Genomic DNA, 19887 nt, shown 5'->3' with positions numbered 1-19887 from the left:
TGTCTAGCGAGCTTGGAAGGGACTCAGGCGGCGGTGGGCCGTGCTGGGCAAGTCAAACTTAACAGAGATCACATCTATGCTTTTTTCCCGTAAGGCGGTTTCCAAGCGTCACCTGCTGCTGATCGCAGCTGGTTTCAGTACCGTGTTGACTGGTTGCGCTACGTCGCCTGCGTCCAAGGTGGCGTCGAGCACCAAGGTCGAGTACTACCCCAACTGCTACGAGCCGGTGCAGCACCTGCGCGCCACCGATTCGGACATGACCAAGTCGGTCGTCACCGGTGCCGCTATCGGCGCGGCCGGCGGTGCCCTGCTGGGCGCGCTGACCGGCGACAAGGACAGCCGTGGCCGCAATGCCGCGATCGGTGCCGCAGGCGGCGCCCTGGCTGGCGGTGCGGCGGGTTACTACACCGAGCGCCAGAAACAGATCACCGATGACAACCAGCGCATCGCGTCCTACTCCACCGACTTCAACAAAAGCGCCTCGGACATCGACCGCAGCACCGCCTATGCCAAGGCCTCGCAGCAGTGCTACCAGAGCGCATTCACCAAGCTGGTGGCTGATCGCAAGGCCAAGACCGTCAACGACACCGAAGGCCGCAAGCGCCTGGCGGAAATCGTCGCGGGCCTGAAGGAATCCAATGACCTGATCGTAACGGTCAACGGCAAGGCGAGCGAAGACCTGAACAACTACACCCAGGCCTACGAGAAAGACCTGCAACAGGTCGGCGTACAGCGCAGCGATGTGGTGACCGTGGCCACCGCCGATACCACGCCAGTGGTCGCTCCGGCCAAGGGCAAGAAAGCCGTCAAGCCAGCCAAGAAGCCGGTGCTGCCGACAGTGCCGAAAGAAGCGGTAACCACCGAACGTAGCATCCAGACCGTGCAGGCCAAGCAAGCTGAAAGCAAGCAGGTCGCCAGTGCAGGCAAGACCCAGATCGAAGCAACCTGCCGCAATCCAAACCTGGCCGATTGGGCGCCAGTGCCATGCCCTAACGTTTAAGTACTTGTTGCTATAAGCGTTAAACGCCAACCGATCTGCGCCTAAAGCGCGAGATCGGTGGCGTTCTTTTTGCAAATCGTTACACTGCTGCGGCCACTCCAATAAATACACCGAGGCCGTGTGCATGAAATTTCGTCTTCTCCTGTGGGTGCTGGGCCTGATGATGGGCAAAGCCAGCCGCACCAACCCCGCCTTCCAGCAGCAACTGGGTGACAAAGACCTGGCCTTCCAGCTGCAGACCCTCGACGGCAAGGTTGCCCGTCACTTCATCGTCAAAGACCAGCGCATCACCAGCCGCTCAGGTGTCCACCCGGCGCCGGCCTTCGCCATTGCCTTCAAGGATGCCGCCTACGGCTTCGCCACGATGCAGGCGAAGAACAAGCAACTGGCGTTCATGACGGGGATTCAGGACAAGTCGATCCAGATCAAGGGCAACCCGGCACTGGTGATCTGGTTCCAGGGGCTTACCAAGTATTTGAAGCCGAAGAAAAAGAAGAGCTGAGGTTTTTCAGTAAAACCGAGTTGGATTCATCGGGAGCAAGCCCCCTCCCACACTTGGAATGCATTCCATAGCTGGAATTCGGTCAAATATGGGAAGTGACTTGCTCGCAAAAGGGGTCAGTCCGTCATCTCACGGGCTTACCTGTCCTGAGACAGTGAGTACTCGATCAGCCAACAACTGTGCCAGCTCGATCAATTGCGCAACGCCCAGCAGTTCCTCTCGTGGTGAACCTTCTAAGTTAAAGGCCAGGTCGCAGCTCAGCGCATTGGCCGAAGCAAGTGTTTCGCTGAGGTTGATCAACAGGTCTTCGGTGCTGATACCGTCGGCAACGGTGAACAGGCGGATGGGAGGGTTGGGGGTGGGTTTGATCATTATGAAATTCCTTAATCTAAGTGGAGCTGCCACTGATCGCCGCGATGCGATGGGGTGGCAGCTGTGCGCAGGTTCGCGGACCGGAGATTAAGGAAACCGGCATACCCGAGGGTATCCCGCGCACAGCCACCATAACGCAGCACAGTAGACGATAAAAAAGCGTCAACTGAAAGGAGGCGGTACTTAATCAATCCGGGCCGCGACGCCCGACCGCTGAGTTCGCAGCGGTGTACGGAGACTAGAGAGCGGATTTCCTAGGGGCAACCCCAAAACCTTGTCGGACGTTTCGGTTTTTACCAATACCTAGCCGAACGGTCAGTTATCTGGCTTTCCATCAGTCAGCAACATCTTCCTGCGCGTCACAGCGGCGCGATCCCCTTTGCACGACTCAACGCCACGACGGTGTTTGAGCCCCGCGCACGCCCTAAAAAAGGAAAGGACATGAAGGACACCGATACTGAAATCCAACAATCTCGCCCAGTCAAAGCCATCTATGACTATGCGACACTTGGCTCCAAAACGCGCATGGGCGGCGAAGTCATTACTGCAAGCACCAGCCTTGAAATTCATGACTTGCGGGTCGCTTGCGTCGGCGACCGGGTGCGGTATCACGATGGCAAAGAGAGCGAAATTGTCTCAGGAGCAGGTTTCGCGGCGACCTACAAAGGCCTGCCAATCGCAATTGTCGGCAGTGCTACCGACAACGGCGACACCGTGACGGGTGGCCTGCAAAATCTGGCTCAGGTGGTGGAGTACGCGGACGACGATGGCATTCCCGGCCTTCTACAGCCTGGATATCGCCTGGAGAGCCAGATGTGAAGCGCTACAACATCACCACTGGCGCAAAGACCACGGCCGGTGGTGAAGTGATCAGCGGTATGGCGCGTACCAGCTTCAGCGGCCAAATGATCGCCAGGGAGGGTGACCGGGTCGCTTGTCCGGCATGCGGCACTGAAGGTTTCATTGCGCTCACCGGACCTCATCTGCACGAAGAATGGGGCGGCAAACAAGCTGCGCTTGAGGGTGATTTGTGTATATGCAAATGCGATCCGCCACCGGAGCTGATCGCGTGCCAGTGGTCCAAATCTCAGGTGTTCGAAACACAACCTCAACGTGACACCTTCACTTGGACAGGCCTAAACACACCCAACCCTCCCGTTTCCAACTTCTCCGTCCCCGGCGCAGTGAATCGTGGTGCTGATGCATGCGTATTCGCCAAATCATGCGTTTCGGTGCCAGCCGGTTCTACGGCGGCAGGAACTGGCCCTGAACAGGCTAAGAACTTCGGCACCACCGCCGTTATGGCGTCGACCGGTACTGCGGGTGCTGTCGGCAGGGTCGCTGGAACACTCGGCAGCGACCTTGGTGCCTGGGCCGTGCGCGGGCTGGCCGCAGCCAGTTCAACACTCAATGTTGTACTTCTGGCTTTTTGGCCGCGAGATATCGGTGACTCAACGCTGTACAGCCCCGCACAGTTGGCAGGTATGCGCTCGGCCAGTACGCGGGTGCGTTTTCAGTTTCGCCAGGACGAGTCAGGTGAGCTGCGTGTTTACGGCATACATACCAAGCCTGAGAGTGGGGCTGATCGTGTACCCGTTGCGCAAGCCAGATGGAATACGGATAACAGCGCGATGGTGGCGGTGCTCGATGGCATCAGCATCATGTAGACGCCGAACCATGGGCCGGTGGTCAACGTGCCGAGCCCGTATCCGGGTACACCGGAACGCTTGGATAATTTGTTCGTTCATCCGGTTGCAGTGGGGCAAGATTCGGCGATTAGTCACTACCCAGGTCGGGAAGCTGAGAACGCCACCTGGCAGGATACGATCATTTCGTTTCCTGCTGATTCGGGTCTGCCGCCGTTGTATTTGGTGTTTGCCAAGCCAATGGTTACTCCACTGGAAGTTGGGGCATATGACGACTTGAGCAGTCGCAGCATCAAAGATGGTTATGACATCGATCATCTTCCGGCTCGTAAAGTGCTTGAAGCCGTTTTATTAAAACTTGACGGAGAAATGGATCCACGGGAAATAAGGGATTATCTTCGACGAGCCCCAAGCATCGCTATTCCTGCCCGAGTCCATCAAAAATACAGTGAGACCTATGGGGGACGTAGTACCAAAGCAAAGCAGGTGCAGGATGCCTCCGACCTTAGGGCAGCAGTGGACAGCAATTTCAATGCGATTAAACGCGGCCTTCTTGAAGAAGGCTTCACCGATGCGGACATTGAAGTGGCTCGAGAGCAGCTGCATAGGCTCGCTAAAGAACAGGGGTGGTATTGATGAATGCGAAAACTATCGAGGGCTGGATCAGGAGTCTTGGCAGGCGCTACGACGTTTTGATTGCCGAAGGGTTGATACCGAACCAGCCATTACAGGAACTTTATGAAGGGCGGGATCGCCTTTACTTGGAACCGGCATTGGGTCTTTCCTTGAGTTTTTGGGCAGAAACCAAGCGATTGGAAACGCTATTCATCACTCTGCTTAAAAGTACTCCCTCAACGGTTGAATATAAGGGCGAGCTGCCCAGACCGCTCGCTTCTACGATGACAAAATCCGACATTCGGTCGCATTTCGGCGTCCCTATAGAGTCAGGTGCTCCTGTAAAAATGCCACAGCCCGGAGGCATGACTGGAGGATGGGATGCCTATCATCTTGATCCAAGCACCCATCCCAATATCAAGCTGGTTTGCAAGTACTCCTCAACTTTTCAGGTGAAAGCGTTGGTATTTACATTAATCGATAAGAGCCACGTCTGATCTGCGCTCCGTTCTCAATTAGTACTCGTTCCCTCGCTCTGCGTGGGAACGATTAATCCCGCCTTCCAGCTGCAGACCCTCGACGGCAAGGTTGCCCGTCACTTCATCGTCAAAGACCAGCGCATCACCAGCCGCTCGGGCGTACACCCGGCGCCGGCCTTCGCGATTGCCTTCAAGGATGCCGCCTACGGCTTCGCCACGATGCAGGCGAAGAACAAGCAACTGGCGTTCATGACGGGGATTCAGGACAAGTCGATCCAGATCAAGGGCAACCCGGCGCTGGTGATCTGGTTTCAGGGCCTGACCAAGTATTTGAAGCCGCGCAAAAAGACGGTACGTTAGTTACTGTTGACTGCCGGTGTGTTGAAGGCGCCGGGAACGATATCGACTTTACGGCTTAATTGGGCCACAGGGCATTTTCTTCGCTCTCACTTCGTGGCCCCTGTTGAGTGCGCTTAATATCTTTTTCATCGTCCTGACGGCCGGTATAGGTGACGTCTACATTTTCCTCTTCATTGCCTGCCCATAAGGCTACGGTTTCAGTGTTGCCCGCGTTTTCTGCAATGTCGATGTGTGTTGGGACTTCGGGGTTTACCAAGACGTATGCAGATTGTGATTCAATTTTAATGGTTGTAAAGGAGCGTGACCTTATTTTGTCGTTCTCTCCTTGGGCAACTATCCAAGTTGCCTGATCGTCAGAACGCTGGAGGTTGCTCATCATGGTATTACTTCCTGAACCACCGACAAGGTGGGCGGAACCAGCGGTGCCACCATGTAACTCGTCATCGCCGTCTTGGCCATATAGCTCTCCTCCCCCCGCGCCGAGTTTGCCTATATCTGCGCCATTCCCAAGATAGACTTGAGCATGCCCACCGCCGGTCTCCACCTGGTCGTCATCAGCCCCGGTGTCAATGTGTATGTCTGTTTTGACGTCAGGGTCGACGATTACTGTATCTTTACCCCCGTAGGTCGTAATAAAGAGCTTGGCTTGGTTGCCACTGGGATTGGACTCATCAATATCTAGCTTAATGGCTACACCGTTCACAATTGCAGTTAACCGATTATCAAACTTCTTTATATAGACAAGGTCATCCGAGTTGCCTGTATTTATTTTTACTGTCGAGGCCGGGTGGAAGCCGCGCTCATTGAAGACCGCCCCGGGATCTCTGTGCGAAACAACAGCTGTTTGTCCATAATGACTTATTATGATTTTATTGTTGGGGCCTCCCACGTTCTCGGTTGATGAAGGCAGGGGGTAGGAAAGATCGCCAAGGTCAGGGCGTTGTGACGCGTTAAGAAACTGGTTAATGGGCATGGACATAGTAAGAAACTCCGCGTTAGTCAAGTAGGACAAATTACGTGCTTATACTGTGTGAGCCGACTAAGTGTTACAGTTCCATTTTGTATGTGTCTGAATGTTCTGAGTCTGTGGGCTATGGACTTAATTCCCGCTGCCTCTACCTGTGGCTCTGTAGCGCGTGTTCATCGTAATCAGGACAAGTCGATCCAGATCAAGGGCAACCCGGCGCTGGTGATCTGGTTCCAGGGGCTGACCAAGTGTTTGAAGCCGAAGAAAAAGAAGTAGGCGGTCAGGTAGACCGAGTTGAATTCATCGCAGGCAAGCCAGCTCCCACAGTTGACCCTATTTCAACGTTGGAACGCGGTCACTGTGGGAGCTGGCTTGCCTGCGATAGCGGTGTAACAAGCGCCAGATTTACCCCTGGCTGAACTGCGAAGCCAATTCGCGCAACAGCACTTCGGCATCCAGCACTTTACCGACCACATCCTCCGCCTTCTCGCGGCTCAAGCCCAGGCGCTCAAGCAATGCGTCCGGAATGGATTCATCCGGCCCGGAGCCAATCCCCCGGCTGCGCAACAGGCGCACCGCCAGGCACACCAGGTTCGGATACTCGGCGTATTGCCCGTCGTACGTCGGGTCGTGCTGGAAGCGCAGGGCGGTGCACAATTCGTCCGGCATGTCCCAGTAGCGCATCAGCCAGGCGCCGATCTGTTCGCGGCTGATGCCCAGCAAGTGTTGCTCGACGTAGCTGTGGCACAGGTGCGGGTTGACCTCCAGGTGCCGGCAGATCAGCGAGAAGTGGGGCGGAAACACGTGGGCCAGCAGCAGATAGCCGAAGTTGTGCAGCAAACCTGCCAGGTAGGTCAGGCCGGCTTCCGGGCGCTGGGCGCGGGGCATGGCACGGGTCAGGCCTTCAATCACGGCGGCGGTGTAGATCGACTGGTGCCAGTACGGCGTGGACAGGTGCGGGCGGTCCTTGGGCAGGCTCAGGGTTTTGCCCAGGGCCAGGCCCAGCGCCAGGTTGATCACAAGATCAAAGCCCAGCACGCGCACGATGGCGTCTTCGACTGAGCGGATCTTGCCCGGCGAAGCGTAGTAGGGCGACGCGGCCCAGCTTACGACCTGGGCGGCGAGGGCCGGGTCGGTTTCCACCACGCCGGTGATGTCGTCGATGGTGGCATTGGGATCGACGCGCAGCTTGATGATCTTCTGCGCGGTGTCGGCCAGCGGTGGAATCTCGATGGTCGCTTCCAGGCGCTGCTGAATACGACGCGCGGTGAAGGCTTGCATCGCCTGGGTGATTTCCTCGCGGTCATCATTGGGGCGGTCGAGATTCGGGCGGATGTTGCTCAAGGGTTCCCCGAACTGCGCGGCGCTGGCCTTGGTGAGCAGGCTCTTGAAGGCGTCGCTGGGGATTTCCAGCAACAGCCCGGCTTCGCCCGAATGCACCAGCAGGCTCGGCTCATTGAGCAAGCGGCCTTCGTACAGGCACGGCGAACTGGTCAGGGGCGGCAAACCCGGCAGCAGGCTCAGGTCATGCTTGCCCAGCATGCGCTCGACACGCTCGGGGGCGACGGCCGTGAGGCGGCGACCGGTGAGTTCGGCGAGGCGGTTGAGGTCCAGCAACTGGCTTTGGGGGAACAGCACCATGAGCGCGCCAACCGCATCTTCAAGCAACACCGCCTGGACCTTTTGTGCAGGGTTCAGGCCAGGCTGTTCGATGACTTCCGCGTAGGGGATGGCGAGCTTTGCGAGCAGCGCCCGAATGACCGGCGGGGCGGTCAGTGGGGCTGTGGCGAGGGCAACTTCTGACATGGCCTGATCCAATTTCTTACATTCATTGGAGTATAACCAGCTTGATACGGGTGTTGGTCGGATAAGTGCGTCAGGCGTCACACTTGGCCGTATTGCTGGCCGTGCCGCAGCCAGCGGTTGAGCAAGGGGCTGACGTGATCGGGCCAACGTTCGAGCAATGCTTGCGCAGCATCGCGCACGGCGGGCAGCAGGTCGGCATCGCGCATCAGGTCGGCGACCTTGAATTGCAGCAGGCCGGTCTGGCGCGTGCCGAGCATTTCACCGGGGCCGCGCAGTTCGAGGTCTTTTTCGGCGATAACAAAACCGTCGTTGGTTTCGCGCATGATGCCCAGTCGCTGGCGACCGATCTGCGACAGTGGCGGGTGATAGAGCAGCACGCAGTGGCTGGCGGCACTGCCCCGGCCAACCCGCCCGCGCAGCTGGTGCAGCTGCGCCAGGCCCAGGCGTTCGGGGTTTTCGATGATCATCAGGCTGGCGTTGGGGACGTCCACGCCCACTTCAATCACGGTGGTAGCCACCAGCAATTGCAGGTTGCCGGCCTTGAACTCGGCCATCACTGCGGCTTTTTCCGCCGGTTTCATACGGCCATGGATCAACCCCACCTTGAGCTCACCCAAGGCACTGGTGAGGTCTTCATAAGTGGTTTCGGCGGCCTGGCAGGTCAGTTCTTCGGACTCTTCGATCAGGGTACACACCCAGTACGCCTGGCGGCCTTCGGCGCAGGCACCGCGCACGCGCTCGATCACTTCGACACGTCGGGTGTCGGTGACCAGCACGGTGTTGACCGGCGTACGCCCCGGCGGCAGTTCGTCGAGGATCGAGGTGTCGAGGTCGGCGTAGGCGCTCATGGCCAGGGTGCGTGGGATCGGCGTGGCGGTCATGATCAACTGGTGCGGGTTCATGCGCCCGCCCACGCCTTTCTGGCGCAGGGCCAGGCGCTGTTGCACGCCAAATCGGTGCTGTTCGTCGATGATCACTAGCGCAAGGTTCTTGAACTGCACTTCGTCCTGGAACAGCGCATGGGTGCCCACCACCATCGGTGCTCCGGCGGCGATCTGCTCCAGGGCGGCCACGCGGTTTTTGCCTTTGAGCTTGCCAGCCAGCCACGCCACCTCCAGGCCCAGCGGTTCGAGCCAGCGCTTGAAGGTGATGAAGTGTTGTTCGGCGAGGATTTCCGTCGGTGCCATCAGCGCCACTTGATAGCCAGCTTCCAGGGCTTGCAGGGCGGCGAGGGCAGCGACCACGGTCTTGCCGGCGCCTACGTCACCCTGGATCAACCGCAGCATCGGTTCTTGCTGGCTGAGGTCGTAGGCGATTTCATTGCCCACGCGCTGTTGCGCGCCGGTCGGCGCAAAGCCGAGGTTGGCCAGGTATTGCGCAGGCAGCCGCGTGGCCTTGGGCATCGCCGGGGCGCGCAGGGAACGCATGCTTTCGCGCAGGCGTTGCTGGGACAGCTGGTGCGTGAGCAGTTCTTCAAAGGCCAGGCGATGCTGGGCCCAGTGATGACCGAGGGCGAGTTCGTCCACATCGGCATCGGCGGGCGGGTGATGCAAATACCGGATCGCATCGGCCAGGGGCGCCAGCTGATAGTCGCGGGCCAGCTCCAGGGGCAGCCAATCGGGCAGGCTTTGCGGGCCGAGCATGGTCAGGGTCTGCATGCACAACTGGCGCAGGCGTTGCTGGGTCAGGCCCTCGGTCAGCGGGTAGATCGGCGTGAGCGTGGTGTCCACCGGTGGCGGCTCATCGCCGGTAATGGCGCGGTATTCCGGGTGGTAGATTTCCAGGCCCGATGCGCCTGGGCGTGCCTCGCCATAGCAGCGCACGCGGGTGCCACGCTTGAGCCCTTCCTTCTGCGCGTTGCTGAAGTGGTAGAAGCGCAAGCTCAAGCCGCCAGTGCCGTCCTGCAGGCGCACCACCAGGCTGCGGCGCTTGCCCATCACCACGTCGGCGCCACTGACGGTGCCTTCGATCACCGCGTCTTGCCCAGGGCGCAAATGGCCGATGGGCACCACGCGGGTGCGGTCCTGGTAGCGCAGGGGCAGGTGGAACAGCACGTCCTGAAGGTTCTCCAGGCCGACCTTGGCCAGCTTCTCGGCCATGGCCTCACCGACACCCTTGAGTGCCGTCACCGACACCTGCGACAGCTCAGTCATACCGTGGCTTAGCTCGCAACGGGCGGCTTGGCCACCGAACACAGACGGATCGAGTCCGCGAGGATCTCAATCGCTTTGGGGCGCGGGAAGCTGGCGCGCCAGGCAATCGCTACGGTACGGAACGGCACCGGCGGCGTGAGTGGGCGAACTTCGATCACGCCCTGGGCGTAGTGATGGCTGTCTACCGCAGACAGCGGCAGGATCGAAATGCCCAGGCCGGAAGCGACCATATGGCGAATGGTTTCCAGGGAGCTGGATTCCACCGTGGTGTGCTTGGCGCCGTCGTTGCCCTTGGTCAGGGTCGGGCAGGCTTCCAGCACCTGGTCGCGGAAGCAGTGGCCTTCACCGAGCAGCAGCAGGCTCTTGTCGTTGAGCAGGCCGGCGTCGATGGTGTCCTTCTTGGTCCACGGGTGAGAGGCTGGCATCAGCACATAGAACGGCTCGTCGTAGAGCGGCAGGGTCAGCACGTCCGCTTCGTTGAAGGGCAGGGCGATGATGATCGCGTCCAGCTCGCCGTTGCGCAGTTTGTCGCGCAGCACGTGGGTGAAGTTTTCTTCGATATACAGCGGCATCTGCGGCGCGACGCGATGCAGTTGCGGGATCAGGTGCGGGAACAGGTAGGGGCCGACCGTATAGATCGCGCCGACCTTGAGCGGCGCGGTCAGCTGGTTCTTGCCGGCCTGGGCCAATTCGCGAATGCTTTGCGCCTGTTCCAGGACCTTCTGCGCCTGGGCAACGATGCCTTCGCCCACCGGGGTGAGGCGAACGGCGCTCTTGCTGCGCTCGAAAATCAGCACACCGAGTTCGTCTTCAAGCTTTTTCACACCCACCGACAGCGTCGGCTGGCTGACGTGGCAACGCTCGGCTGCATGGCCGAAGTGCTGTTCTTGGGCGAGGGTCACGATGTAGCGTAATTCTGTGAGAGTCATAGCGGGCGTCCATGAGGTTGCGGGCCAAGCATACCGGCTGCAATCGATAGACGCACGTTATCAGAACTTTGCTGGGGATTGAGTGGGGAGTGTCGGAATTTTGCTGAGGTAATAAAGCGAATGTGGGAGGGCACCAGTCCCTCCCACAGTGCTCTGTCAGCGGCGACGCTTGTCGATGTTGTAGACGAACGGCGCGACCAGTTCGACGCTGCCGTTTTTCAACAGGTCTGCCGGTGGCTTGGGTAGCGGCTGAGCCTTGCGGATCATCTCAAGCGTTGCACGGTCCAGGTCGGCGTTGCCGGAGCGGCCTTCCAGTTCGTAGGACAGCACATTGCCTTCGCCATCGACCACGAAGCGCAAGCGGTTCATACCTTCCTTGCCACTGCGTTGGGCGCCGGGCGGGTACTTCTTGTACTTCTGCAGGTGCGCCAGCAACGTGCTTTGCCAGGATGCCTGGGCGGCCAGCTGCTGTGCCGACGGGCCCGGTGTAGGCTGGGCGGACTTCTGCGCAGGTGCGTTGCTCGGCGGCGTTTCGCTCGGTGGCTCCTCGGAAGGTTTCTCCTTGGGCGGCTCGGGCTTCTTCTCCACCGGCTTTGGCGGTTGTGGCTTAGGCTTGGGCTTGACCGGCTTGGGCACCTGGATCGTTGGCTTGGGCGCCTCGGCCAGCTTCGGCAGGGGCAGCTCTTCGACCGGTGGTGGCGGCGGCGCAACGACCTTGGGCGGTGCTGGAGGCGGCGGTGGCGCTGGCAGCGGCGCCAGGTCGATGACCATGGCGGCAGGTGGCAGCTGGATCGCCTGCGGCGCGGACCATTGAAGCGCGATGATGATCGCGACGGCATGCACGCCCAGCACGACGGCGAGGCTGGTGCCATAACGCGTCAGTTTGTGGCGCGTCGTGATCATTTCTTGGCTGCCGTCTCAAGTCCGACCAGGCCTACCTTGAGGTAGCCGGCTGCCCGCAGGGCATCCATCACGCTCATCAGGTCGCCATAGTCCACGCCTTTGTCGGCCTGGAAGAAGATCGTCGTGTCTTTCTTGCCTTGGGTCTTGGCATCCAGCACCGGCCCCAGGGTTTCAGCCTTGACCTCTTCTTCGCCCAGGAACAGGCGTTGGTCCGCCTTGACGCTGAGGAATATCGGTTTCTCTGGCCGCGGCGCCGGCTTGGCGCTGGACGCGGGCAGGTCCACTTTGATGTCCACGGTCGCCAGCGGTGCCGCCACCATGAAGATGATCAGCAGCACCAGCATCACGTCGATAAACGGCGTGACGTTGATTTCGTGGTTCTCGACGAGTTCGTCGTCGCCTTGATTCAAATGCAGGCCCATGGCCGATTACCCCACTTTCACCATGTGCGGTTGCGAGCTGCGCTCGGTAGGCAGGTGATCGAGGTCACGGCTGACCAGCAACAGGACTTCAGCCGATGCATCCGATACCTGAGCCTTGTAGCCGGCAATCGAACGGGCGAAGACGTTGTAGATCACCACCGCAGGAATCGCGGCAACCAGGCCCAGGGCGGTAGCCAGCAGGGCTTCGGCGATGCCAGGGGCAACGACGGCGAGGTTGGTGGTCTGGGTTTTGGCGATGCCGATGAAGCTGTTCATGATGCCCCACACGGTACCGAACAGGCCGACGAAGGGCGCAGTGGAACCGATGGTGGCGAGTACGCCGGTGCCGCTGCTCATGTTACGGCCGCAGGCGGCAACCAGGCGCTCCAGGCGGAAGCTGACGCGCTCCTTGATGCCTTCTTTTTCGCGAGTGTTGGCCGACAGGCGCATTTCTTCCAGTGCGTCGTGCACCAGCAGGTTAGCCAGGGTGCCCTTCTTGGTCGCGGTTTCGCTCGCTTCCTTGAGGGTGGTGGCTTTTTTCAGGTGGACGATTTCAGCGCGCAGACGACGCTTGGCGCCCAACAGCTCGAAGCCTTTGGCAATCCAGATGGTCCAGGTGATGATCGAGGCAATGGCCAGGCCGATCATGACGGCTTTCACCACCACGTCAGCATTCTGGTACATGCCCCATGGTGACAAGTCGTGGGCCATGCCCAGGGTGTTGTCTTCCTCAAGCACCACGCCGGTTTCGTCGGCAGGTGCGGCGGCGCCGGCGGCCTGGGCCGGGTCGGTGGCCACTGGCGCGACGGCAGGCGTTGCCGCAGTAGCGGCATTTTGCTCGGCAGCTGCCGGAGCGGCGGGGGCAGTGGCGTCAGCGAATGCGGCGGTCGGTGCCAGCAATACGCTGAACAGCATCGCAGCAATCGCACGCCAGGCGCGGGAGGGGCTGTGAAGCTTGGTTGGCGAAGCGGGGTTTGTATGACGTGTCATGCTGGCCGGACCTGAGAGAAAAAATGGGTGATCGTCCTTCCAGACCATTTCGGGTCGAGGACAAATGGGCGGTTATTATTGCAAGTAATTCTTGTTAACTAAAGTGGCACTGTTACTTTATTTCGCTTTTTACTGGCCGTTGATCCACTCGCGCGGCTAATCTGCGCCTTTGAGAATGGAGTTTTGTGATGTCTGTGCCTTCTGTTGTGATTGCCGGTTGCGGTGATGTGGGTAGTCGGCTGGCTAGCCAATTGCTGGCCTCGGAATGGGAGGTTCACGGCCTGCGCCGCGATATTTCGCGCCTGCCCGACGGGGTGATCGGCATCGCCGGCGACCTGTTCAAAAAGGACTGCCCTGACACCTGGCCCATCGGCGGGGTGGATTACCTGGTGTACTGCGCCGCTGCCACTGACCACGACGAAGCCGGCTATCGCGCCGCCTACGTGCAAGGGTTGCTGCATGTGCTGGAGTGGCTGGAAGACTACGGCCAGACGCCCAAGCATTTGCTGTTTGTCTCCAGCAGCAGTGTGTATGGGCAGCAAAACGGCGAGTGGGTCGACGAAACGTCCGAGACGCAAGCGAAGGGCTATTCCGGGCAGGTGATGCTGGAGGCTGAACAGGTGGCGCTCAACAGCGGTATTCCAGCGACCATCGTGCGACTGACCGGGATTTACGGCCCGGGTCGTGAATGGCTGATCACTCAGGTTCGCCAAGGCTATCGCGTAGCGATTGACCCGCCGTTGTATGGCAACCGTATCCACGCCGATGACGCCGCGGGCCTGCTCGCCTTTTTGCTGCGGCATGTGGAAAAGGGCGGTTCGCTGGACAAGGTCTACATCGGCGTTGACGATGCGCCGGCACCACTGGCCGAGGTGGTGGCCTGGTTGCGCGAGTACCTGGGTGTGACCGAGTGGGCTGAAGATGCAAGTGTGCGCCGTGCTGGCAGCAAACAATGCAGTAATGCGCGTATCAAGGCGCTTGGCTGGATGCCGACATACCCGACTTACCGGGAAGGCTATGCGGCGATTCTGAAAGGCTGAAGCGCGCAAAAAATGTGGGAGCTGGCTTGCCTGCGATAGCGGTATATCAATCACATCTTTGTTGGATGTAATACCGTCATCGCAGGCAAGCCAGCTCCCACATTTGGATTTGGGTGAGGCTTTTATTACTTTTCAAGCAACCATTGGCGAGGGCCTGGCGTAAACGAAGGCACTTCATCGGCCTGTGCGGTATTGATCGCCTGGAAGATCTCCAGTTGCTCACCCTTGCGCGCGAAGATCCAAGGGTTGCCCTGGCCGTTCAGTTGCAGCCAGATGCTGTCATAGCCGCCGCTCATGGAGGCGCAATCGCCTGCCAGACAGAGTGAATAACGATCAACCCCCGGTAGGCCAGCGACCTTGCCGTCTGCCTGGAACTGCACCGTGGCGCCGCTGCCGGTGCCGTCGCTGATCTTCCAGTCGCCGCCCATATAGGCCGCGTACAGCGCGCGTTCGAAGTTGGCGCCCAGTGGCGCGCCTTCTGGGGCCGGGTCTTTGGCGCGGGCAAACAGCTGCTCGGGCTCGTTGTCGTTGGCCACTTGCAGCAGTTGCTTGCCTTTGCGCTTGAGTTCGGTGGCAGAGCTGCCATAGAAATCCACGTTCCATGCGCCGGGCTCTTCACCCGACAACTTGCCTTCCGCCACTTCAAAACCGTTGTAGTAGCGGGCCTGCAAGGCCTTGGTGTTGACCTCCCACTCAAGGTTGGGGCCATAAGACTGCAGGGCTTCACGCAAAGGGCCGCCCTTGGCTGCCGCGTCGATGGCGGCCTGGTTGATCCAGGTACCGCTTACATCCAGGTCGGCGGGGTTACTGGCACAGCCACCGAGCAACAGGGCGAGCAACGAAGAGGCTACAAGCGCTTTGCGCATTACGAAATCCTTCTGAAACGAAGTCGGCGCAGCCTTTTGGGGCTGCGCCGGGTGTTTTACTCGATGACCAGAATGGCGTCCATCTCAACCTGTGCACCCTTTGGCAGGGCGGCCACGCCGATGGCGGCGCGGGCTGGGTAAGGTTGTTCGAAGTACTTGCCCATGATCTCGTTGACCTTGGCGAAGTGGCTGAGGTCGGTGAGGAAGATGTTCAGCTTGACGATGTCCTTGAACGAACCACCGGCAGCTTCAGCCACGGACTTGAGGTTTTCAAAGACCTGTACGGTCTGGGCTTCGAAGCCTTCAACCAGTTCCATGGTCTTTGGGTCCAGCGGGATCTGGCCGGACATGTAGACGGTGTTGCCCGCCTTGATCGCCTGGGAATAAGTGCCGATGGCGGCTGGAGCTTTATCGCTGGTGATAACTGTCTTGGTCATGAATGACTCCTTGTAATGGATCGGTTATGCACGCATGCGGGTGATGCGGATCACACCGGTCAAGGCGCGCAACTTTTTGATCACGCGGGCCAGGTGCACACGGTCGTGCACGCTGACCACCAGTTGGACCACGCTGATGCGACCATCGCGTTCGTCCATGCTGATTTTCTCGATATTGCCGTCGGCGGCGTTGACGCTGCTGGCCAGCAGGGCGATGAGGCCGCGCTGGTGCTCCAGCTCAACTCGCAGTTCGACGTTGAATTCGCCGGTGACATCTTTGGCCCACGAGAGCTGGATGCATTTTTCCGGGTTGTGGCGGATTTCAGTGATGTTGCGGCAGTTGTCCAGGTGCACCACCATGCCTTTGCCGGCGGACAAGTGGCCAACAATCGGGTCGCCCGGGATCGGCGTGCAACATTTGGCGTAGCTGAGCACCAGGCCCTCGGTGCCGCGAATCGCCAGTGGGCCTTCAGGGCTCGGCAACTGTTCGCCTTCGCCCAGCAGGCGGCGCGCAACCACGTAAGCCATGCGGTTGCCCAGGCCGATATCTTCCAGCAGGTCTTCGATGGTTTCCTGGCGGTACTCGTGGAGCATCGCTTGCACGCGCTCTTGCGGGATCTTGTCCAGGGCGCTGTCGAAGCCGTTGAGCACCTTGTTCAGCAGGCGTTCGCCCAGGCTGATGGATTCGGAGCGGCGCTGCAATTTCAGCGCGTGGCGAATATGCGTACGCGCCTTGCCGGTGACCACAAAGTTGAGCCAGGCCGGGTTGGGGCGAGCGCCCGGTGCGCTGACGATCTCCACCGTGGAACCGCTTTGCAGTGGTTCGGACAGCGGGGCCAGGCGCCGGTTGATGCGACAGGCGATGCAGCTGTTGCCGACATCGGTGTGCACTGCGTAGGCAAAGTCGACCGCCGTGGAGCCTTTGGGCAGCTCCATGATCCGGCCTTTGGGCGTGAACACGTAGACCTCGTCCGGGAACAGGTCGATCTTCACGCTTTCGATAAATTCCAGGGAGTTGCCGGCACGTTGCTGCATTTCCAGCACGCCCTTGACCCATTGGCGCGCGCGAGCATGGGTGCCTTTGGGCTGCTCGTCGCCGCTGGACTTGTACAGCCAGTGGGCGGCAATGCCGTTGTTGGCCATTTCTTCCATTTCGCGGGTGCGGATCTGGATCTCGATCGGCACGCCGTGCATGCCAAACAGGGTGGTATGCAGCGACTGGTAGCCGTTGGCCTTGGGAATTGCGATGTAGTCCTTGAAGCGGCCCGGCAGCGGCTTGTACAAATTATGTACAGCGCCCAGCACGCGGTAGCAGGTATCGACCTTGTCGACGATAATCCGGAACGCGTACACGTCCATGATCTCGTTGAAGGCCCGGCGCTTGCCGCGCATCTTTTTGTAGATGCCGTAGAGGTGCTTCTGCCGGCCGCTGACCTCGCCCTCGATTTCGTCGATCGCCAGGCAATGGCTCAGGGACTCTTCGATCTTGTTGACGATTTCCTTGCGATTGCCCCGTGCGCGCTTGACCGCCTGGTAGATGCGCGCCGAACGCATGGGGTGCATGGCTTTAAAGCCGAGGTCTTCGAATTCGATACGAATGGCGTGCATGCCCAGCCGGTTGGCGATGGGCGCATAGATTTCCAGGGTTTCCTTGGCGATGCGTCGGCGCTTTTCGCCGGACAGCACTTCCAGCGTGCGCATGTTGTGCAGCCGGTCGGCCAGCTTGACCAGGATCACCCGAATGTCTCGGGCCATGGCCATGGCCATCTTCTGGAAGTTTTCCGCCTGGGCTTCGGCCTTGGTCTCGAAGTTCATCTGGGTCAGCTTGCTGACCCCATCGACCAGTTCGGCCACGGTTTCGCCAAATTGCGCACTGAGCGCTTCCTTGGCAATGCCGGTGTCTTCGATCACGTCATGCAGCATCGCGGCCATCAGGCTCTGATGGTCCATGTGCATGTCGGCAAGAATATTGGCCACCGCAAGAGGATGGGTGACATACGCCTCGCCGCTACGGCGGCGTTGGCCGTCGTGGGCTTGTTCGGCGTAGAAATACGCTCGGCGAACCAGGTTGACCTGGTCGGCGCCGAGGTAGGCCGATAAGCGATCGGCGAGGGCGTCTATGCTCGGCAAAGTGTGAACTCCTGCCGATGGCTGTGACCCCGCGCCGTGCTACGTCGACCAGGCATAGGCTTAGACGTCCTCGTTGGACTCGCCTTCGAACGCTGCAAACAGCGGTTCGTCTTCAACGATTTCGGCGTTGGCGATGAACTCGTAGCTCATCAGGCCTTCAGCGATTTCACGCAGGGCTACAACGGTAGGCTTGTCGTTTTCCCACTGGACCAGGGGCTCTTTGCCGCCAGTGGCCAGTTGACGGGCACGCTTGGTAGAGAGCATGACCAGCTCAAAGCGGTTATCCACGTGTTCTAGGCAGTCTTCAACGGTTACGCGGGCCATGGTATTCCTCGGAGCGAATGCAAGATGCGCGCTGCCCGGTTGGGCGAGCGGACTGAGCAGTTTAAAAAATCACCAGCGTTTAGGGAAGCGCTGATTTTTCGCAGGCCTTCGCAAAACCGCTACAAGTGCCAATGTAAGGCCCTTGCAGCTGTTTTGGGAAGCGCCAATCAACCGAGCAATTCGGCGAGTAATTTGCCGAAACGCTGCTGTTGGCGCTTTTGCTGCAGTTGGTTGGCGCGGAAAATCGCCTTCAAATCGTCCAATGCGTGGGTAAAGTCGTCATTGATGATCAGGTAGTCGTAGTCGACGTAGTGGCTCATTTCGCTGACGGCCTCACGCATGCGACCTTCGATGATCTCGTCGCTGTCCTGGCCACGGTTGGTCAGACGCTGGTGCAGGGCTTGGAGCGAGGGCGGCAGGATGAAGATGGAGCGCGCCTTGGGCATCAGCTGGCGCACTTGCTCGGCGCCCTGCCAGTCGATCTCCAGAATCAGGTCGTGGCCTTCGTCCAGGGTCTGTTGCAGGTGGCTCTGCGAGGTGCCGTAGAGGTTGCCGAACACTTCGGCGCGCTCCAGGAAGTCACCGTGTTCGATCATCTTGACGAACTCGGTACGCTCGACGAAGTGATAGTGCACGCCGTCCACTTCGCCCGGGCGCATGGCGCGGGTGGTGTGCGAGACCGAAATGCGGATCTGCTCGTCAGCGTCGGTCAAGGCCTTGACCAGGCTGCTCTTGCCCGCGCCCGAAGGGGCGGAAATGATGTAAAGGGTGCCGGTGCTGTGGGTCATGGAGGGTGCCTTACTCAATATTCTGTACTTGTTCGCGCATTTGCTCGATCAACACTTTGAGGTTGACCGCCGCCGTGGTGCTGCGCGGGTCGAACGCCTTGGAGCCCAGTGTATTGGCTTCGCGGTTGAGTTCCTGCATCAGGAAGTCCAGGCGCCGACCGGCGGCACCGCCCGACTTGAGTACGCGGCGCACTTCAAGGATATGGGTACTCAGGCGGTCGAGTTCTTCGGCCACGTCGCTCTTCTGTGCGAGCAGGACCATTTCCTGTTCCAGGCGCGTCGGGTCGAGGTCGGCCTTCATGTCGGTGAAGCGGTCTAGGACCTTCTGGCGCTGGGTGGCGAGCATCTGCGGTACCAGTTCACGCAGGGTCACTACGTCGGCTTCGATCGATGTCAGCCGCTCGCTGATCAGGCGCGCCAGTTCGGTGCCTTCGCGCTCACGGCCGGCCTTGAGTTCCTTCAGGCCCTGGTTGAACAGGGCGAGGGCTTCGGCATTCAGGGCCTGTGGGTCAGCCGCGTCGGCCACCAGCACGCCGGGCCAGGCCAATACTTCCAGAGGGTTCAATGCGGCCGGCTGCTTGATCAGGCCGGCGATGGTTTCGGCAGCGGCCACCAGTTGGGCGGCGCGGTCGCGGTCGACCTGCAGCGGCTTGCCGGTGGTTTCTTCGGTAAAGCGCAGGGTGCATTCCAGCTTGCCACGGGAAATGCCCTGGCGCAGCGCTTCACGCACGGCGCCTTCGAGGTCGCGGAACGACTCTGGCAGGCGCAGGTGCGGCTCCAGGTAACGGCTGTTGACCGAGCGCAGTTCCCAGCTGAGGGTGCCTTGGGTCCCGGCTTTTTCGACACGGGCGAAGGCGGTCATGCTGTGCACCATGGAGGTACCTCGCGTTGGATAAATAGAAATTGGCCAGGCCGACCTGTAGGAGCGAGCTTGCTCGCGAAGAACGCAAGGCGCCGCGCTGAATCAGCAAGCCCCCGTAATTTTTGGCGTTTTTCGCGAGCAAGCTCGCTCCTACAGTCTGGAGGCGCAGGATTGTAGCGCAGTGGGAGGTAGGCGCCCAAACCCTGGCATTGGTAACCGGATTTTTTAGAAGTGCCCCGAACCGGCTTGCGGCTCTATAATGCTCGGCAGTTTTTCGTCCTCAGTACAGGTATCCC

19 protein-coding genes and 3 pseudogenes are annotated in these 19887 nt (G+C 59.8%); 8 read left to right on the top strand and 14 right to left on the bottom strand.

Annotated elements, in window-relative coordinates; all coding sequences use genetic code 11:
• Nucleotides 1-76 precede the first annotated feature (76 nt).
• Both tagQ and BT199_RS18615 read left to right on the top strand, forming a co-directional pair.
• A complete protein-coding gene (gene tagQ, locus BT199_RS18620) occupies nucleotides 77-1000 on the top strand; it encodes a type VI secretion system-associated lipoprotein TagQ (RefSeq protein WP_003195532.1) in 924 nt (307 codons plus the stop codon).
• A 124-nt stretch (nucleotides 1001-1124) separates the two neighbouring features.
• Nucleotides 1125-1502, top strand: coding sequence for a helicase (locus tag BT199_RS18615; RefSeq protein ID WP_072435248.1), 378 nt, complete (start codon nucleotides 1125-1127; stop codon nucleotides 1500-1502).
• A gap of 129 nt (nucleotides 1503-1631) precedes the next feature.
• On the opposite strand, the gene BT199_RS18610 is transcribed toward BT199_RS18615, so the two are convergent.
• Entirely contained in the window at nucleotides 1632-1874 is a 243-nt protein-coding gene (locus BT199_RS18610; protein ID WP_046070102.1) for a DUF6124 family protein, read from the bottom strand.
• Nucleotides 1875-2315: 441 nt separating this feature from the next.
• Here BT199_RS18610 and BT199_RS18600 point away from each other — a divergent pair, with 441 nt between their 5' ends.
• From BT199_RS18600 to BT199_RS18585, 4 genes and pseudogenes are all read left to right on the top strand, one after another.
• Nucleotides 2316-2693 carry a PAAR domain-containing protein gene (locus BT199_RS18600; protein ID WP_072435247.1) on the top strand — a complete coding sequence of 126 codons (378 nt, stop codon included), beginning with the start codon at nucleotides 2316-2318 and terminating at the stop codon, nucleotides 2691-2693.
• Between the two features lie 59 nt (nucleotides 2694-2752).
• A pseudogene (locus BT199_RS18595) lies at nucleotides 2753-4156 on the top strand (S-type pyocin domain-containing protein).
• The gene (locus BT199_RS18590) at nucleotides 4156-4632 is read left to right on the top strand and encodes a DUF6392 family protein (protein ID WP_046070099.1); all 477 of its coding nucleotides are present in this window, start codon (nucleotides 4156-4158) and stop codon (nucleotides 4630-4632) included. The pseudogene BT199_RS18595 and the gene BT199_RS18590 overlap by 1 nt, the downstream one beginning before the upstream one ends.
• Nucleotides 4633-4686: 54 nt before the next feature.
• Nucleotides 4687-4974, top strand: a pseudogene (locus BT199_RS18585) (helicase); the annotation flags it as partial.
• Between the two features lie 55 nt (nucleotides 4975-5029).
• Here BT199_RS18585 and BT199_RS18580 read toward each other — a convergent pair.
• Nucleotides 5030-5953, bottom strand: a complete 924-nt coding sequence (locus BT199_RS18580; protein WP_072435245.1) for a hypothetical protein — start codon at nucleotides 5951-5953, stop codon at nucleotides 5030-5032.
• 171 nt (nucleotides 5954-6124) lie between these two features.
• On the opposite strand from BT199_RS18580, the pseudogene BT199_RS26985 reads away from it, so the two are divergent.
• A pseudogene (locus BT199_RS26985) lies at nucleotides 6125-6217 on the top strand (helicase); the annotation flags it as partial.
• Nucleotides 6218-6346: 129 nt separating this feature from the next.
• On the opposite strand, the gene BT199_RS18575 reads toward BT199_RS26985, so the two are convergent.
• The 6 genes from BT199_RS18575 to exbB all read right to left on the bottom strand — a co-directional run bounded on the left by BT199_RS18575 (nucleotide 6347) and on the right by exbB (nucleotide 13144).
• Nucleotides 6347-7747 carry an aminoacyl-tRNA deacylase and HDOD domain-containing protein gene (locus BT199_RS18575; protein ID WP_072435244.1) on the bottom strand — a complete coding sequence of 467 codons (1401 nt, stop codon included), beginning with the start codon at nucleotides 7745-7747 and terminating at the stop codon, nucleotides 6347-6349.
• Between the two features lie 77 nt (nucleotides 7748-7824).
• Nucleotides 7825-9900 carry an ATP-dependent DNA helicase RecG gene (recG, locus tag BT199_RS18570; RefSeq protein WP_003195525.1) on the bottom strand — a complete coding sequence of 692 codons (2076 nt, stop codon included), beginning with the start codon at nucleotides 9898-9900 and terminating at the stop codon, nucleotides 7825-7827.
• Between the two features lie 8 nt (nucleotides 9901-9908).
• Nucleotides 9909-10829: a hydrogen peroxide-inducible genes activator gene (locus BT199_RS18565; RefSeq protein ID WP_003195523.1), complete on the bottom strand. Its 921-nt coding sequence runs from the start codon at nucleotides 10827-10829 to the stop codon at nucleotides 9909-9911.
• 156 nt (nucleotides 10830-10985) lie between these two features.
• Complete coding sequence (locus BT199_RS18560) at nucleotides 10986-11732, bottom strand: energy transducer TonB family protein (protein WP_003195521.1); 747 nt, start codon at nucleotides 11730-11732, stop codon at nucleotides 10986-10988.
• Complete coding sequence (gene exbD / locus BT199_RS18555; protein WP_003195519.1) at nucleotides 11729-12154, bottom strand: TonB system transport protein ExbD; 426 nt, start codon at nucleotides 12152-12154, stop codon at nucleotides 11729-11731. Before exbD ends, BT199_RS18560 begins: the two co-directional genes overlap by 4 nt.
• 6 nt (nucleotides 12155-12160) lie before the next feature.
• Nucleotides 12161-13144 (bottom strand): tonB-system energizer ExbB, encoded by a 984-nt coding sequence (gene exbB / locus BT199_RS18550; protein ID WP_032873316.1) that lies wholly within the window; start codon nucleotides 13142-13144, stop codon nucleotides 12161-12163.
• Nucleotides 13145-13332: 188 nt separating this feature from the next.
• On the opposite strand from exbB, the gene BT199_RS18545 reads away from it, so the two are divergent.
• The gene (locus tag BT199_RS18545; RefSeq protein ID WP_072435243.1) at nucleotides 13333-14184 is read left to right on the top strand and encodes an SDR family oxidoreductase; all 852 of its coding nucleotides are present in this window, start codon (nucleotides 13333-13335) and stop codon (nucleotides 14182-14184) included.
• 125 nt (nucleotides 14185-14309) lie between these two features.
• Here the strand turns inward: BT199_RS18545 and BT199_RS18540 are convergent, their stop codons facing one another.
• The 6 genes from BT199_RS18540 to BT199_RS18515 all read right to left on the bottom strand — a co-directional run bounded on the left by BT199_RS18540 (nucleotide 14310) and on the right by BT199_RS18515 (nucleotide 19603).
• Nucleotides 14310-15050, bottom strand: a complete 741-nt coding sequence (locus BT199_RS18540; protein ID WP_014720485.1) for a hypothetical protein — start codon at nucleotides 15048-15050, stop codon at nucleotides 14310-14312.
• 56 nt (nucleotides 15051-15106) lie between these two features.
• Entirely contained in the window at nucleotides 15107-15487 is a 381-nt protein-coding gene (locus tag BT199_RS18535; RefSeq protein ID WP_003176922.1) for a RidA family protein, read from the bottom strand.
• 24 nt (nucleotides 15488-15511) lie between these two features.
• Entirely contained in the window at nucleotides 15512-17617 is a 2106-nt protein-coding gene (gene spoT / locus BT199_RS18530) for a bifunctional GTP diphosphokinase/guanosine-3',5'-bis pyrophosphate 3'-pyrophosphohydrolase (RefSeq protein WP_072435242.1), read from the bottom strand.
• A 60-nt stretch (nucleotides 17618-17677) separates the two neighbouring features.
• On the bottom strand, nucleotides 17678-17941 hold the full coding sequence (gene rpoZ / locus BT199_RS18525; protein ID WP_003195508.1) for a DNA-directed RNA polymerase subunit omega: 264 nt from the start codon (nucleotides 17939-17941) through the stop codon (nucleotides 17678-17680).
• 167 nt (nucleotides 17942-18108) lie between these two features.
• Nucleotides 18109-18729, bottom strand: coding sequence for a guanylate kinase (gene gmk, locus BT199_RS18520; RefSeq protein WP_019818119.1), 621 nt, complete (start codon nucleotides 18727-18729; stop codon nucleotides 18109-18111).
• 10 nt (nucleotides 18730-18739) lie between these two features.
• Nucleotides 18740-19603, bottom strand: a complete 864-nt coding sequence (locus BT199_RS18515; protein WP_014720484.1) for a YicC/YloC family endoribonuclease — start codon at nucleotides 19601-19603, stop codon at nucleotides 18740-18742.
• Nucleotides 19604-19887 lie beyond the last annotated feature (284 nt).

Source organism: Pseudomonas sp. NFR02 (genome assembly GCF_900119375.1).
Lineage (GTDB): Bacteria > Pseudomonadota > Gammaproteobacteria > Pseudomonadales > Pseudomonadaceae > Aquipseudomonas > Aquipseudomonas paracarnis.
Note: the sequence above shows the minus strand (reverse complement) of the source record. Positions and strands in the feature narration are given on the sequence as shown.